4 protein-coding genes are annotated in these 17,015 nt (G+C 72.2%); 1 reads left to right on the forward strand and 3 read right to left on the reverse strand.

What is annotated here, in order from left to right; translation table 11 throughout:
* Window positions 1–51: 51 nt before the first annotated feature.
* The 3 genes from OIU81_RS36350 to OIU81_RS36360 all read right to left on the reverse strand — a co-directional run bounded on the left by OIU81_RS36350 (window position 52) and on the right by OIU81_RS36360 (window position 15,668).
* Complete coding sequence (locus OIU81_RS36350) at window positions 52–5,013, reverse strand: type I polyketide synthase (RefSeq protein WP_329154695.1); 4,962 nt, start codon at window positions 5,011–5,013, stop codon at window positions 52–54.
* Between the two features lie 68 nt (window positions 5,014–5,081).
* Window positions 5,082–10,664: a type I polyketide synthase gene (locus OIU81_RS36355; protein WP_329154696.1), complete on the reverse strand. Its 5,583-nt coding sequence runs from the start codon at window positions 10,662–10,664 to the stop codon at window positions 5,082–5,084.
* A gap of 42 nt (window positions 10,665–10,706) precedes the next feature.
* Window positions 10,707–15,668: a type I polyketide synthase gene (locus tag OIU81_RS36360; protein WP_443074892.1), complete on the reverse strand. Its 4,962-nt coding sequence runs from the start codon at window positions 15,666–15,668 to the stop codon at window positions 10,707–10,709.
* 165 nt (window positions 15,669–15,833) lie between these two features.
* On the opposite strand from OIU81_RS36360, the gene OIU81_RS36365 reads away from it, so the two are divergent.
* Window positions 15,834–16,679 carry a thioesterase II family protein gene (locus tag OIU81_RS36365; protein WP_329154699.1) on the forward strand — a complete coding sequence of 282 codons (846 nt, stop codon included), beginning with the start codon at window positions 15,834–15,836 and terminating at the stop codon, window positions 16,677–16,679.
* Window positions 16,680–17,015 lie beyond the last annotated feature (336 nt).

Genomic DNA, 17,015 nt, shown 5'->3' on the forward strand with positions numbered 1-17,015 from the left:
CGTGGCGGTGCCTGTTCGGGACATACGGATGTCGGGCCAGGAGACGGCCCGTCAGGAGATACCGAACTCGCGGCCGAGGACGTCGAGCAGTTCGTCGTCGGAGGCGTCGGCGAGACCCGCGTCCGCGGCGTCCTCACCGGCGGTCGGCAGGGCGGAGGACGGCCCGGTCTCCTTCCAGCGGGCGAGGATGCTCGACAGGCGCATGGTGATCCGGGCCCGGCCGACCGATCCCGCCTGCGAGCCGGCGAGTGCCGCTTCCAGACGGTCGAGTTCGTTCTCGACCTGCACCGCCGGGTCGCGGTCGGCACCCTCCGGCAGGAGGAGTCCGAGCAGGAAGGCGGCGGCCTCGGCGGGTGTCGGGTGGTCGAACGCGAGGGTCACCGGAGTCCTGAGCCCCGTTTTGCCGTCCAGCCGCTTGCGCAGACCGACCGAGGCCAGGGAGTCGAGCCCGAGGTCCCGGAAGGCGCGATGGGGTTCGATGCGCTCCAGGTCGCTCCACCCCAGTTGCGCCGCCGCCTCGGTGCGCACGAGATCGGTCATCGCCGTCAGCCGTTCCGCCGATCCCAGAGCCAGCATCTCGCGGCGGAAGACTTCTGCCGGTACGGACTCCACCCGCGGCCCGGCCTCACCACGCAGGGCGGCCTGCCGCACTTCCTCCAGGCCCTCGATCAGCGGGCGGGGCCTGGCCGCGGTGTAGGAGGCGGCGAACGGCTCCCAGTCGACCTCGGCCACAGCCACTGCCACATCGTCGTTCGCGAGGGCGAGGTGCAGTGAGGCGATGCCGTCCTGCGGGCTCAGCGGGACGAGGCCGATGCGACGCAGCAGCGGGGCCGTTTCGGCGTCCACCATGCCGCCGTCGCCCCAGAAACCCCAGGCGACCGAGGTGCCGGCTGCGGCGCGGGCGCGGCGTTGCTCGACGAGGGCGTCCAGATAGGCGTTGCCGGCGGCGTAGGCGCCGCTGCGGGAGCTGCCCCAGACCGCGGAGATCGACGAGAACACGACGAACGCGTCCAGCTCGGTGTCGCCGAGGAGCTCGTCGAGCACCCGGGCCCCGTCGATCTTGGCCGAGACGACCTCGTGGAACTCGTCGGCCGTCATGTCTTCCAGCGGGGTGCTCTGCGGGACACCGGCGGCGTGGAACACCGAGCGCAGCGGCCCGAACTCCTCGGTGACGTCGCTCAGAACCCGCGTCATGGCGGCGTGGTCGGCAACATCGGCGGCGATGATCCGGACCGGCGTGCGCGTGGCTGCCAGTTCGGCCGCGAGCTCCGCCGCGCCGGGGGCGTCCGGGCCGCGGCGGGAGATCAGGACCAGCGAGCAGCCGCCCTGCTCGGCGAGCCAGCGTGCCACCGCCCCTCCGATGGCCCCTGTCCCGCCCGTGATGAGCACGGTGCCGGACGGCTTCCACCCGCCCGGCGACTTGGCGGTGGCGGCGTGGGCGAGCCGCCGGGCCCAGACGCCGTTCGACCGGACGGCGAGCTGGTCCTCATCGTCGGCGGTCGCCAGCACTCCGGCGAGCAGTCCGGCTGTCCGGTCGTCCAGCGCGTCGGGCAGGTCCACCAGGCCGCCCCAGCGGTCCGGCCGTTCCAGCGCGATCACCCGGCCGAGCCCCCAGAGGGCCGCACCGTCCGGATCGGCCGGCGGGTCGGACGGGCCGGTGCTGACCGCGCCCGTCGTCAGACACCACAGGGGTGCGGTGACGTCCATGTCGCCGAGGGCCTGGACGAGTACGAGCAGCCGTTCGGCGTCCCGGCCGACGTAGGCCACGGCGTCGAACGGGCCGGCCCCGCCGAGCCGTTCGACGAGTGCGGCACGGTCCGCGCCGACCGAGGGCAGCACCTCGGCCGCCTCGAAGAGCCGCTCCACCTCCTTGGTCCGGCCGTCGTCGCCCACCAGCAGCCAACGGCCCGGGACCCTGGCCGCGGACGGCGGTTCGGTGACGGCCCGCCAGGCAATCCGGTAGCGCAAGGAGTCCAGGCGAGACCGGCGGCGCCCCTCGCGCCGCCAGCGGGCGAGCGCGGGCACGACCTCGGCCATGCCCGCGTCCGTGCCGAGTTCGTCGGCCAGCTGCTCCAGGTCCTCGCGCTCCACGGCGTCCCAGAACCGGGCGTCGGTCTCCGTCACGGCGCCGACGGTGTCCGCGGCGGTGAGCCAGTAGTGCTCGTGCTGGAAGGCGTACGTCGGCAGCGGCACCCGCTCGCCCGGCTCCAGGACGCGGGTCCAGTCCACCGGGAGGCCGTGGACGTACCCCTCTCCCAAGGACAGCAGCATCTGCTCCGGACCGCCCGAGTCGCGGCGCAGCGAGCCGAGGACCGTGCCGTCGGACTCGGCGGCCTTGAGGGTCTGGTTCGTGCCGACCGTCAACTGCGGGTGCGGGCTGGCCTCGACGAAGAAGCCGATCCCGTCGGCCACCATCGCCTCGGTGGTGTCCAGGAACCGTACGGTCTCCCGCAGGTTCCGGTACCAGTACTCCGGGTCCAGTTCCCGGCCCGTGAGGCGGGTGCCGGTGACCGTCGAGTAGAAGGGCACGGCCGCCTCGCGCGGTGCGATGCCCTGGAGGGCGGCGACGAGTTCGTCGCGTACCGACTCGATCTCGGCCGAGTGCGCGGCGATGCCCGCGACATCGACGCGCCGGGACCACACCCGGTCGGCCTGGCAGCTTTCCTGGAAATCGCGCAACGCCCCGGCCTCGCCCGAGACGACGACCGAATCCGCCCCGTTGACGGCGGCGATGGACAGCTTTCCGTCCCACGGCGTGATCCGGTCCGTAGCGGCCTGTGCGGAGAGCCCGACCGCCAGGGCACCACCGCGGCCGGCGACCTTGATCAGGAGCCTGGACCGGGTGACCACGATCCGTGCGGCGTCGGCCAGCGACAGCGCGCCCGAAATGTACGCGGCCGCGATCTCCCCCTGGGAGTGGCCGACGACGCCGTGGACGTCGATACCGTAGGAACGCCAGAGTTTCGCCAGGGAGACCATGACCGCGAACAGTGCGGGCTGCAGGACGTCCACCTCGTCGAGGCGCTGTTCGTCGGCGCCTGTCACGACGCCGATCAGCGACCAGTCGACCATCTCGTCGATCACCCGGGCGCACTCGTGCAGCGACTCGGCGAACACGGGGGAGGACGCGAGCAGTTCGCGGGCCATGCCCGGCCACTGCGAGCCCTGGCCGGGGAAGATCAGCGCCACCTTCCGGCTCGCCGTCACGGTGCCGGTGACGACGTTCCGCGGCAGGTCGAGTCCGTCCGCCAGGCACCGCAGGTCGGCCAGCAGAGCCGTACGGTCCGGGGCCACCACCGCGGCCCGGTGGTGCAGGTGCGCGCGGGTCGTGGCAAGCGACCAGGCGACATCGGCCGGCTCCGCGCCGGGCGTGGCCAGCAGGTGCCGGCGGAGCCTGTCCGCCTGTGCGGCGAGACCGGCGGACGACCTGGCCGACAGAACGACGGGGACGGGCCCCGGTGACGCGGGCGCTGCGGTGAATTCCGCTTCGGTGTCGGTGTCGGTGTCGGTGGCCGTGGCCGTGGCCGTGTCGGTGTCCGTGCCGGGCTCGGCGGGGCGAGCATCGTATTCGAGGATGACGTGCGCGTTGGTGCCGCTCACACCGAACGCGGACACCGCGGCCCGGCGGGGCCGGTCGACCTCCGGCCAGGTCAGCGCCTCGCGGAGCAGTTCGACACGGCCGGCCGACCAGTCGACCTGGGTGGTCGGCCGGTCCACGTGCAGGGTTTTGGGCATGACCCCGTTCCGCAGCGCGAGGACGGTCTTGATGACCCCGGCGATGCCGGCGGCGGCCTGAGTGTGGCCGATGTTGGACTTCAGCGAGCCGAGCCGCAGCGGGCGGTCGGCGCCGCGGCCCTGGCCGTACGTCGCGAGCAGTGCCTGCGCCTCGATCGGGTCGCCGAGCGGGGTGCCGGTGCCGTGCGCCTCCACCATGTCCACCTGGTCGGCGGCGACCCTGGCGGCGGTGAGCGCGGCCTCGATCACCCGCTGCTGCGATGGGCCGTTCGGCGCCGTCAGGCCGTTCGACGCCCCGTCCTGGTTGAGGGCCGAGCCCCGGATGACGGCCAGTACCTGGTGGCCGTTGCGGCGGGCCGCGGAAAGCCGCTCCACGACGAGCACACCGCATCCCTCCGACCAGCTGGTGCCGTCCGCGTCGGCCGAGAACGCCTTGCAACGGCCGTCCCGGGCCAGCGCTCGCTGCTTGCTGAACTCCGTGAAGACCATCGGGGTGGCGATCACGGCCGCGCCGGCGACCAGGGCGAGGTCGCACTGGTCCCGGCGCAGCGCCTCACCGGCCAGGTGGAGGGCGACCAGCCCCGCCGAGCAGGCGGTGTCGACGGTCATCGCCGGTCCTTCGAGACCGAAGAGGTACGAGATCCGTCCCGAGGCGACGGCCGGCGCACCGCCCGTCACGACGTGACCCTCCGCATCGGCGGGGACCTCCGCCGACTGGGGCCCGTAGCCGAAGGGCGACAGCCCGACGTACACGCCGGTGGTGCTGCCCCGTAGCGAGGTCGGCGGGATTCCCGCGTGTTCGAGGGCTTCCCAGGAGGTTTCGAGCAGCAGCCGGTGCTGCGGGTCCATCGCCCGTGCCTCGCGCGGTGAGATCCCGAAGAACTCGGCGTCGAATCCGGCGGCGTCGTGCAGAATCCCGCTCTCCATGACGTAGCTCTTGCCGGGGCGGTCCGGATCGGGATCGTAAAGGGTGTCCAGCGGCCAGCCCCGGTCGGCGGGCAGCGGGCCGATGGCGTCGACCTCGGCGGCCACCAGCTCCCACAGGTCCTGGGGCGACTGCACGCCCCCGGGGAAACGGCACCCCATGCCGACGATCGCGAGGGGTTCGGCGGCCTGTTCGCGCTCCGTCTGCAGACGCTGCTTGGCCTGCCGCAGATCGGCGGTCACGCGCTTGAGGTAGTCGCGGTACTTCTCCTCGGTCGATTGCGGGGACGCGGTGGACCCGGCGGACTCGCGGGAGAGACCGGGTGCGTCGGACGCGGTGGGATCGGTGGACACGGGTGGGCTCCTTGTGTGTTCGGTGGGAGGCCGGAGGGCGGCCGGGCCCGAAGGCCGCGGAGCCGGGCTCACGCCAGGCCCAGCTCCCGGTCGACGAGCGCGAAGATGTCGTCGTCCGTCTCCGCCTGGTCCGCGGCGTCCTCCGTGCGCTGTGCCCCGCCGTCGTCGAGCCGCCACAGCAGGGAGCGCAGTCGGGCGGTGACCTGGCCGCGTTCCGGGTCCCCCAGGTCATGGGTGGTGAGCAGTGCCGCGAGGTGGTCGACAGCCTCGGCCACCGGGGACTTGCTCTCCTGCGACCCCATGCGGGTGAGCAGGTGGTGGGCAAGCACCGACGGCGAGGGCAGATCGAACAGCAGGGTGGCCGGGAGTGTGAGACCGGTGGCGGAGGCGAGGCGGTTGCGCAGCTCCACGGCGGTGAGGGAGTCGAGGCCGAGGTCCTTGAACGGCTGTTCGTCGTCGATCGCCCCGCCCTGACTGTGGCCCAGTACGGCTGCCACGTTCTCGCGTACGACGTCCAGCAGCATCCGGCGGCGCTCGTCCTCCGACAGCTCCGACAGCCTCGTGCGCAGCGCGGCCCCGGACACCTTGCCGCTCTTCGCCGCGCGGGCCGGGCCCGCGGGTGTGCGGACCACGTCGGCGAGCACCGACGGCAGCGCTCCTGAGGTGGCGCGGGCCTGGAGTGCGGGCAGGTCGAGACGGACGGGCAGGACCACCGGTCCGTATTCCCCGCTGAGCGCCGCGTCGAACAACGCCAGCCCCTCGGCGGGGGACATCGTGACCAGTCCGGAGCGGTTCAGGCGGTCGACGTGCGTGGTGCCGATCTCGGCGGCCATGCCGGTGGTGTCGCTCCACAGCCCCCAGCCCAGCGAGAGTCCGGGGAGTCCCTCGGCGCGGCGGCGATGGGCGACCGCGTCCAGGAAGGCGTTCGCGGCGGCGTAGTTGCCCTGGCCCGGACCGCCCAAGGTGCCTCCGACGGAGGAGTAGAGCACGAACGCGGCCAGATCCAGGTGACGTGTCAGCCGGTCCAGGACAACGGCGGCGTCGGCCTTCGGACGCAGTACCGTGTTCAGCCGCTCCGGTGTCAGATCCTCGACGAGACCGTCGTCCAGAACGCCGGCCGTGTGGATCACCGCGGTGAGCGGATGGTCGGCGGGGAGCGAGCCGAGGAGTTCCCTGACGGCGGCGGAGTCGGCCATGTCGCACGCGGCGACCGTCACCTGCGCTCCCAGCCCGCTCAGTTCGGCGGCGAGTTCAGCGGCTCCGGGCGCCTGTGGACCACGGCGGCTGGTCAGCAGCAGCTGCCGTACCCCGTGCTCGACCACGAGATGACGGGCCAGCAGACTGCCCAGTCCTCCCGTACCGCCGGTGACCAGCACGGTTCCCACGCCGTCGAAGGGGGTGGGCCGCTCCGCGGCGGCGCGGGCCGGGGTCAGGCGGGGCACGTGGGCGACACCACGGCGCATGGCCACCTGGGGTTCCTCGTGGGCGAGTACACCGGGCAGCACGGACCAGGACGCCGGATCGTCGTCGATGTCGGCCACGAGGACCCGCCCCGGATGCTCGTTCTGCACGGTCCGGACGAGGCCCCAGGCGAGACTGCCCAATGCGTCGCTGAGGGGATGGTGGCCGGCGTCGGGCGTGACCGCGCCTCGGGTGAGCAGGAGGAGTCGGGACGCCTCGAAACGCGCATTCGCCAACCAGGTGCGCACGAGGTCGAGGACGGTCGCTGCGTAGTCGTGCGCCCGCTCGACGAGGTCGGCGGAGTCTTCCGGCGGGCCGCCTGGAGAGCGGGGGAGGAAGCAGGGGACGAGGACCGCTTCGGGCACGGGTACGTCCGTGGCGTCGAGGGCGGCGGCGAGCGCCGGGAGACTCGTGTAGTGGCTCAGCTCGACGCCCTTGACCGCGTACCCGTCAGGCTCGGCGTCTGCGATCAGCGCCCAGGTCCGCGCCGCGGAGCCCTCCGCGCCCCCGGGCAGCTCCTTCACGGGCCACTCCACTGTGTACAGAGAGGTGGCGTCGGCGCCGGGGGACCGCAATTGCTCCGGGGTCACCGGACGGAGGGCGAGTTCACCGACGGTCGCGACGGGCCGGCCCGTACCGTCGGCCAGCTCCAGGCTGACGCTGCTCGGCCCCGTGCCCCGGACCCGTATGCGCAGCGTGTCGGCCCCCGAGGCGTGCAGCCGTACCCCGCTCCAGGAGAACGGTAGGTGCGCCTGGCCCGTGTGCAGGATCGCGCCGGGCAGGGCAAGGGAATGCAGGGCGGCGTCCAGCAGCGCGGGGTGGAGCGAGAACCGCTCCACGTCGGACAGGAGGGGAAGGTCGATGTCGGCGTAGAAGTCCTCGCCGAGCCGCCATGCGGCCCGCAGTCCCCGGAACGACGGTCCGTAGTCGACGCCTCCCTCGGCCAGGCGGAGGTAGAGGTCGTCGACAGGGACGGGGACGGCCCCGGTCGGCGGCCAGGCTTGCGAAGAGGTGGCCGGCTCCTCCTGCGGGCCGGTCGCGAGCAGCCCGGTGGCGTGGCGCGTCCAAGCAGCCTGCGGGTCGCCGTCCTGCGGCCGCGAGTGGATCGTGAGCGCGCGCTGTCCGGCGTCCTGGGCCGCGCCGACCAGGACCTGCACGGAGCGGGCTCCCTGTTCGGGGAGGATCAGCGGGCTCTCCAGCGTGAGCTCCTCGACCCGGTTGCAGCCCGCGTGCCCGGCGGCGGTCAGGGCCATGTCCAGCAGCCCCGCGCCGGGCACCAGCACCACGCCCATCACGGCGTGGTCGGCGAGCCAGGCATGGTCCCGCAGCGACAGGCTGCCGGTGAGGACGACGCCCTCTGTGCCCGGCAGCGCGGTCTGTGCCGGCAGGAGCGGATGGCCGATGCCGGTCAGGCCCGTGCCCGCGACATCGGTCTCTGCCACGCCGTCCAGCCAGTGGCGCTCCCGCTGGAAGGCGTAGGTGGGCAGGTCCGGTGATTCGACGGACGGCGTGGCCGCGGCGGGCCAGCGGACGGGGATGCCACGGGCGTGCAGCCGGGCCAGCGCCGTCAGAAACGTGGACGTCTCGTCGTGCTTGCGGCTGAGGGTGGGCACGAAAGCGGCGGTGTCCTGGTCGAGGATCTCGCCGCCGAGCGCCGTAAGTGCGGCGTCCGGGCCCAGTTCGACCACGGTGTCCACCTGCTCGCGGGCCAACGCCCGTACTCCGTCGGCGAACCGGACCGTGGCGCGGATGTGCTCCGCCCAATAAGCGGGGTCCGTGAGCCGGTCGTCGCCGGCCAGGTCCCCGGTCACATTGGAGACCACGGGGATCGTCGCCGGCCGGAAGGTGACCGACGCAGCGATCCGGGCGAACTCGTCCACAACCGGATCCATGAGCGGGGAGTGGAACGCGTGGCTCACGTCGAGGTATCGGGTGCGGCGGCCACGTCCGGCGAACTCCTTCTCCAGCGTGTTCACGGCCTCGGTGCGGCCCGAGACCACCACCGACTCGGGCCCGTTCACCGCGGCCACCGCCAAGCCACCGGCCTTCTCCGCCAGCTCGGCGACCCACGGCAGCACCTCGTCCTGCGACGCCTGGATCGCGAGCATCCGTCCGTCCTCGGGCAGGGATTGCATCAGCCGCCCACGGGCCGCCACCAGCCGTGCCGCGTCCTGAAGGGAGAGCACCCCGGCCGCGTGAGCGGCGGACAGTTCGCCCACCGAATGCCCGATCAGCAGATCCGGGTGGACGCCGATCGACTGCATCAGGCGGAACAGCGCCGTCTCCACGGCGAACAGGGCCGGCTGTGCGTACGCCGTCGTCTTCAGCGCCTCGGCGTCGGCGGGATCGTCAGCGAAGACGATCGACGCCAACGGGCGCTCCAGGTGCGGGTCCAGTGCCGCGCACGCCTCGTCGAACGCCTCGGCGTACGCGGGAAAGGTCTCGTACAGGCCGCGTCCCATGCCCGGGCGCTGGGCTCCCTGCCCGGTGAACGCGAAGGCGAGACCGCCCCCGGCCGCCGTCTCCAGGCGTACGCCCGGCGCCGGCCGGTCCTCGCTCAGGGCCGACAGCCCGCTCAGCAGTGCGTCGTGGTCGGCGCCGCTGATCACCGCGGTGTGCTCGAACACCGACCGCCGCGTGGCCAGGGCCAGGCCCACCTTCTCCGGCGCCACGTCCGGGTGTCCCGCGGCCCAGTCCCGCAACCGGGCCGCCTGAGCCCGCAGCGCCTGCCTGCCCCGCCCGGACACCACCCACGGCATGCCCGTGAGGCGGGGCGCTGGGGCAGCCGCCTCTTCGGGAGCCTCTTCCGGGGCTTCTTCGAGGATGAGGTGGGCGTTGGTGCCGCTGATCCCGAAGGCGGACACGCCCGCCCGGCGCGGCCGGCCCGCACGCGGCCACTCCCGCCGCTCCGTGAGCAACCGCACCTCACCCGCCGACCAGTCCACCTCCGGCGTCGGCGCATCCACATGCAGCGTCTGCGGCAGCACCCCGTGCCGCAACGCCATCACCGACTTGATCACGCCACCGACACCCGCGGCAGCCTGCGCGTGCCCGATGTTCGACTTCAACGACCCCAACCACAAAGGCCGATCGGCCGGCCGGTCCTGGCCATACGTCGCCAACAGCGCCTGCGCCTCGATCGGATCACCCAGCCGCGTCCCCGTCCCGTGCGCCTCCACCGCGTCGACCTCATCAGCCGTCAGCCGGGCCGCGGTCAGTGCCCGCCGGATCACCCGTTGCTGCGACGGTCCGTTCGGCGCCGTCAGACCGTTCGAGGCGCCGTCCTGGTTGACCGCCGACCCACGGATGACAGCGAGCACCCGGTGCCCGCGACGCCGCGCGTCCGACAGCCTCTCCAGTGCCAGGACACCCACGCCCTCCGACCAGCCGGTGCCGTCCGCGTCCGCCGCGAAGGACCGGCACCTGCCGTCCGGGGACAGCCCGCGCTGGCGGCTGAACTCCACGAACATCACAGGGGTGTTGATGACCGTCGCCCCTCCTGCCAGGGCCAGCGAGCACTCTTCGGCCCGCAGTGCCTGGACCGCGAGGTGCAGTGCCACCAGCGAGGACGAGCAGGCCGTGTCCACGCTGACGGCGGGGCCTTCGAGCCCGAGCGTGTAGGCGAGCCGGCCGGACACCACCGAGATGGCGTTACCGGTGCCGACGAATCCCTCGGCCTCCTGCCGGGACTTCTGCAGGTGGATGATGTGGTCCTGCATGCCCGTACCGATATAGACACCGGTGTCGCTCCCGCCGAGAGACGTCGGGGGGATTCCGGCGCGCTCCAGCGCCTCCCAGCCCGTCTCCAGGACCAGCCGCTGCTGCGGGTCCATCGCGGCGGCTTCCCGCGGCGAAATCCCGAAGAACCCCGCGTCGAAATGGGTAGCGGTGTCGACGAACCCACCACCGCGGGCGTACGTGGTACCGGGTGCCGTCGGATCGGGGTCGTAGAGGGTGTCAAGGTTCCAGGAACGGTCGGTGGGCAGATCTCCGATGACGTCGCGCCCCTCGGCGACCAACTGCCACAGATCCTCCGGCGAGAACACGCCGCCCGGGTATCGGCAGCCCATCCCGACGATCGCGATCGGCTCGCGGGAGGCCTCCTCCGTCGCCTGAAGCCGCACCCGGGTGTCGTGCAGGTCCGTGGTCACGCGCTTCAAGTAGTCCAGCAATTCTTCTTCGGATCGCATGTCCTGCTCATCTCTGGAATATGGGCCGACGACGGTTCCTGGCTACGAGAGGCCGAGCTCTCGGTCGATGAAGGCGAGGACCTCGGCCCGGTCGGCGTCCGCCAGCGTCTGTGCGACGTCTCCGGCGCCGCCCGACGGGCCGACGTCCCATCGGGAGGCCAGAGAGCGCAGTCGGGTCGCGACGAGGTTTCGTTCCGCTTCGTCCAGGTCGGCGGAGCCGAGCGCGGAGCCGAGGCGTTCAATCGCGGTGAAGAGGGAGGACGACGAGTCCGCCCCGTCACCGAGGATGGTCCGGCTCAGATGGCCGGCGACCGCCTCCGGTGTCGGATGGTCGAAGACCAGCGTGGCCGGGAGAGCGACTCCGGCCACGGCCTGCAGCCCGTTGCGCAGTTCGAGGGCGGTGAGGGAATCGATACCGAGTTCCTTGAACTGCTGCCGTGGGGGCACGGCGTCGGGCCCGGGGTACCCGAGCGTGCCGGCCACCTGGGCACGGACCGTCGTCAGCAGGAGCCGGTCCCGCTCCGCGCCGGTGAGGCCCGGCAGGCGTTCGGCCAGCGTGGGGCCGGCCCCGCCGCCGGGTGTGCCCTCGCGCCCGTCGCGCACGTCGGTCGCGGCGGGGTCCGCGTGCGAGGGCTGGTGCAGTTCCCTCAGCAGGGGGCTCGGCCGGGAGGCGGTGAACGAGGGCAGGAACCGCCGCCAGTCGACATCCACGAGCGCCACGTTCGCGGGACCGTCGGGGCCGTCGGAAAGCAGCGCGGACAGCCCCAGGACGGCCAGCCGGGGTTCCATGGCGGTGAGGCCGCGCCGCAGCAGGCGCTCCTCGATGCCCTCGTCCACGAGACCGCCTCCGGTCCACGGCCCCCAGGCGATCGAGGTGGCGGGCAGTCCGTCGGCCCGACGCCGCTGGGCCAGGGCGTCCAGGTGAGCGTTGGCGGCGGCGTAACCGGCCTGGCCGCTGCTGCCCACGGTGGCGGCGAAGCCGGAGAACAGCACGAACGCCGACAGTTCGGTGCCGCGGGTGAGTTCGTCCAGCAGCCGGGCACCTTCGGTCTTCGGCGCCAGGACGGTTTCCAGGCGTGCGGTGTCCAGGTCGGCGGTCATGCCGTCGTCGAGCACTCCGGCAGCGTGGAAAACCGCCGTCAGCGGATGCCGGTCCGGAATGCCGTCGAGCAGTTCTTGTACGGCCCGGCGGTCGGCGACATCGCAGGCGGCGACGGTCACGGCAGCACCCGACGCCGCCAGATCGGCCCTGAGTTCGGCCACGCCGGGCGCGTCGGCCCCGCGTCGGCTGGTCAGCAGCAGATGGCCGGCTCCCTGGGCGGCGGCCCAGCGGGCGACGTGGGCGCCCAGAGCGCCGGTACCGCCGGTGATGAGGACGGTTCCGGCCGGCCGCCAGGGGGCGGTCCGAGCGGCCGGGCGATCGCCGCCGTCCGGGACGAGTCGGCGTCCGAGGATGCCGACCGGGCGCAGCGCCAGTTGGTCTTCGTCCGTGTGCGCGCCGCCCAGGGCCGCGCACAGCTGGGTTCGTACGTGCGGGTCGAGGGTGCTCGGCAGGTCGACGAGTCCGCCCCAGCGGTCGGGGTGTTCCAGCGCCACCACCCTGCCCAGGCCCCAGATCTGAGCCTGCTCGACCGCACCGGGCCGGTCGCCGGTACCGGTGGTGACCGCGCCCTGCGTCAGGCACCACAGGGGTGCCGTGATCCCGGCGGCGCCGAGCGCCCGGACGAGGGCGAGGGTCGCCGCCGTGCCCCGGGGCACCGAGGGACACGCGGTGTCGTGCCGCCCGTCGAAGGCCAGCAGGGACACCACTCCGACCGGCTCCGGCCCGTCGCCCGCGCAGGCCTGCTTCAGGCGCTCGGTGACCGCCGCGGGGTCGGTGTCCGTCGTGTCGACCAGGAGGTCGACGACCGGGCAACCCGCCTCCAGCAGGCTGTCCCGCACCCATTGGGTGGTGGCGTCGGACTCCGTGCCGCCCGGGTGGACCAGCAGCCACCTGCCGTGCGGCCCGGTGGCGGGTACGTCGAGCGGCCGCCACTGCTCGACGTACCGCCAGCCGTCCACTCTGGCCTGTTCGAGACCCTGGCGGTGCCAGCAGGCCAGCTCCGGGAGGACGTCCTTGAGCGGGGTCTCGTCGTCGAACCGTACGTCCGGACCGAGGCCGCCCAGGTCCCCGTTCTCCACGGCCGCCCAGAAGTGGGCGTCCACCGTCCCTTGGCCGACGGTCGCGGGGGCGGCCGCCCCCGGTCCACGGCCGCCGTTCGACGCGGCCGCCGGACGGGGCCAGTAGCGCTCGCGCTGAAAGGCGTACGTGGGCAGGTCGACGTGCCGAGCGCCGGCCAGGTCCGGCAGCGCCGCCCAGTCGACGGTGACGCCGCTGACGTATGCCTTGGCCAGGGAGGTGAGGAAGGCCCACCGGTCGCTCGTATTGCGTCGCAAGGTGCTGAGAACGGCTGCCTCCCGGCTCTCTCCCTCCACGATCTCGGACAGCGCCACCTGCAGCACCGGGTGGGGGCTGATCTCGATATAGACCTTGCTCCCGGTGGCGGCGAGCCGCTGGATGACCGGCCCGAACTCGACGGTCCGGCGCGTGTTGCGGTACCAGTACGCGGCGTCCGGGACCGTTTCGGTCTCCGCCGGCTCCCCGGAGACCGTCGACAGGAAGGCGATGCGCGCCGGCGTCGGCGCCACGTCCGCCAGGTCCGTCAGCAGCCGCTCTTCGAGGGCTTCGACGGCGGGGTAGTGGGAGGCGCAGTCGGTGGCGACGCGCCGGGCACGTACGCCCCGCTCGGCACAGACCGCCAGCAGCTCGTCCACCGCCTCGTTGTCGCCGGAGACCACGCTGATGGACGGGCTGTTGACCCCGGCGACGAACAGCCGGTCCGGCCAGGCGGCGATCAGTTCCTCGACCTGCGCCCGCCCGAGAGGAACGGACACCATGCCGCTGCGTCCGGACAGTTCCAGCAGGGCCCGGCTGCGCAGCACCGCCACCTTGGTCGCGTCGGCGAGCGACAGCGTGCCGGCCGTGTAGGCGGCCGCGATCTCGCCCAGGGAACTGCCCACCACGGCCGAAGGCTCGATGCCCAGGGAACGCCACAGGTCGGCGAGGGCGACCGTGACCGAGAACAGCACGGGCTGGATCACATCGACCCGGTCCAGGCCCGGCGCCCCCTCAGCCTCGCGCAGGACGTCCAGCAGGGACCAGTCCACGTGGTCGGCGAGGGCGTCGGCGCAGGAGTGCAGGGTCTCGGCGAAGACCGGGAACTCCTCCATCAGCTCCAGGGCCATGCCTGCCCACTGGCCTCCTTGACCGGGGAAGACGAAGACCACTTCGCGGCCGGCGACAGCGGAACCGGTGACCGTCCGTGCGTCCGGAACGCCCTGGACGACACTGTCCAGCCCGTCAAGCAGTTCGGCACGGTCCGTGCCGAGGACGACGGCCCGTTGGTCGAACGTGCTCCGGGTCGTCACCAGCGAGCCGGCGACCTGAGCGGGTACGAGCTCGGGGTGGTCGGTCAGGTGGCTGTGCAGCCTGCGGGCCTGCTCCCGGACGGCGGCGGCGGTACGGGCCGAGAGGACCCACGGCAGCGTTCCGCGGCCGTGGGTGTCCGTGCGGTCCGCGGCAGCGTCGTGTGGAGGAGCTTCCGGGGCTTCTTCGAGGATGAGGTGGGCGTTGGTGCCGCTGACCCCGAAGGAGGACACGCCCGCCCGGCGCGGCCGGCCCGCACGCGGCCACTCCCGCCGCTCCGTGAGCAACCGCACCTCACCCGCCGACCAGTCCACTTTCGGCGTCGGTGCATCCACATGCAGCGTCTGCGGCAGCACCCCGTGCCGCAACGCCATCACCATCTTGATCACGCCACCGACACCCGCGGCAGCTTGTGCATGCCCGATGTTCGACTTCAACGACCCCAGCCACAAGGGCCGATCGGCCGGCCGGCCCTGGCCATACGTCGCCAACAACGCCTGCGCCTCGATCGGATCACCCAGCCGCGTCCCCGTCGCATGGCCCTCGACCGCGTCGACCTCATCGGCCGTCAGCCGGGCGTCGCGCAAGGCCTGCCAGATGACACGCTCCTGGGAAGGCCCGTTCGGGGCGGACAGGCCGTTGGAGGCCCCGTCCTGGTTCACCGCCGATCCACGTATCAACGCGAGGACGGGATGGCCGTTGCGTTCGGCGTCGGACAACCGCTCCAGCACGAGGACGCCGACGCCCTCGGCCCACGCGGTGCCGTCCGCAGCGGCGGCGAAGGACTTGGCCCGGCCGTCGGGGGCAAGATTGCGCTGCTTGCAGAACTCGGTGAATGTCGTGGGCATCGACATCACCGTCACCCCGCCGGCAAGGGCCAGCGAGCATTCCCGACTGCGCAGCGACCGGGCCGCCAGGTGCATGGTCACGAGCGACGAGGAACAGGCCGTGTCGACGGTTACGGCCGGGCCGACCAGACCGAGGGTGTAGGACAGCCGGCCGGAGACCACGCTTCCGGTGTTGCCAGTTGTCAGGAAACCCTCGAAGTCCTCGATGGACTCGTGCAGTCGGACGGCGTAGTCCTGGTTCATGGCCCCGGCGAAGACGCCGACGTCGCTGCCGCGCAAGGCCTGTGGAGAAATCCGGGCCCTTTCCAAGGCCTCCCAGGCGCCTTCCAGCAGCAGTCGCTGCTGGGGATCGATTGTCACGGCTTCGCGCGGAGATATCCCGAAGAACGAGGCATCGAACCATCCGGCGTCGTAGAGAAATCCGCCCTCGCGAACATACGACGCTGCTTTTCCGTCCGCCGCCTCGCTGAAGAGCGCGTCCAGATCCCAGCCCCGGTCCACAGGGAACGAGCCGCTCGCTACCCTCCCTGACGACACCAACTCCCAGAGCGCTTCCGGGGAGTCCACATGGCCGGGGAATCGGCAGCTCATTCCCACGATGGCAATGGGCTCGCCGTTCCTGTCCTCTTCCACCTGAAGCCGTCGCCGGGTATCGCGCAGGTCCCGCGTGACCTTCCGGAGCGCGGTCACCAGCTGGTCCGACTGACCTTCACCTGTCATGACCATCCGTTCTCTCCACTGACGCTGCGGGTTCCGCAAGAAGGGTTCACCGGTCCGCAGCGGCAGGACAATCCCCTAACCACCCCCTATGGCCCCTGACTTAAAAAGCTCCGCGGGGCGGGGGTTGAATCGACAGTGGGCGACTGCGATTCTCTGAATACTTCACGCAGGGCGCAAGTTCACCAGAGCAGCGGTAGGGGTAATGAGTTGAGTTCAAAAACAGTCACCGAGTCGGAGGACCGATGGATCCGCAGCTATCTACCGGGTCCCGCCAAGGCGCTCCATCTCGTCCACTTTCCCCATGCAGGCGGTTCCGCCAGTTATTACCGGCCCTTCTGCACGTCCCTGTCGGACCGGTTCAACGCGCTCGCCCTGCAGTATCCGGGGCGTCAAGACCGGCGCGATGAGCCTTGTGTGACCGATCTGCACGTCCTGGCGGACCTCCTGTTCGACCGGCTGCGGCACTTCGCGGACCGCCCGATGGCGTTCTTCGGCCACAGCATGGGGGCACTCTTGGCGTTCGAGGTGACCCGGAGGTTCGAGCGGGAGCTCAACACCTCACCGGCGGCGCTCTTCCTGTCCGGGCGGCGCGCTCCGTCCCGCCATCGGGACGAGAACGTCGACCTGAGCAGCAAGGAGAGCCTGCTCGCCGAGATCCGGGAGCTGAGCGGCACAGATCCCCGGCTGCTGGGAGACGACGAGATGCTTGAGATGATCATGGAGCCGCTGCGCGCCGACTACCAAGCCCTGGGCGCCTACCGCTTCGCGCCGGAACCGCCCGTCCGCTGCCCGGTCACCGTTCTGACCGGCGCCGACGACCCCCGTACCTCCCGGGATGAGGCAGCCGCCTGGCAGGAGCACACCACTGGCGACTTCGCACTGCGGGTGTTCCCCGGTGGTCACTTCTTCCTCAGCGAGAACGTCCCCGAGGTCACCGGCTTCGTCGCCGAGCGACTCTCCGCTGTCCCGCTGCCTGGTTGAGGGCCCCGCCCAGGCCCGGCGAAAACCACGGTGCGAGGGGACCCGGTGACGTACCCACACCGCAGGTCGGCGAGGCCCACCTTGTGATCGCCCCGGGCCGGTCGGGGGCCGGCGGGCTGCTGCCTTCCGGTAGATCCGGCACAGTGTCGAGCAGACGCCTGGGCCGATGTGGGCGAGTTCGAAGAAGAGGAGGCGGCGCGGTCGAAGGTTAGCGGGTTGCGGGCGCTGATGGCGTTGAACTCCTGGCGGTACCCCTCGAGGAGCAGAACGTGGCGCCGGCGTTCCTCGGCGAGGCGGCGACGGCGGTTGTACTCCTCCGCGCCGATGCCCTCCCGC

The organism is Streptomyces sp. NBC_01454 (assembly GCF_036227565.1).
Lineage (GTDB): Bacteria > Actinomycetota > Actinomycetes > Streptomycetales > Streptomycetaceae > Streptomyces.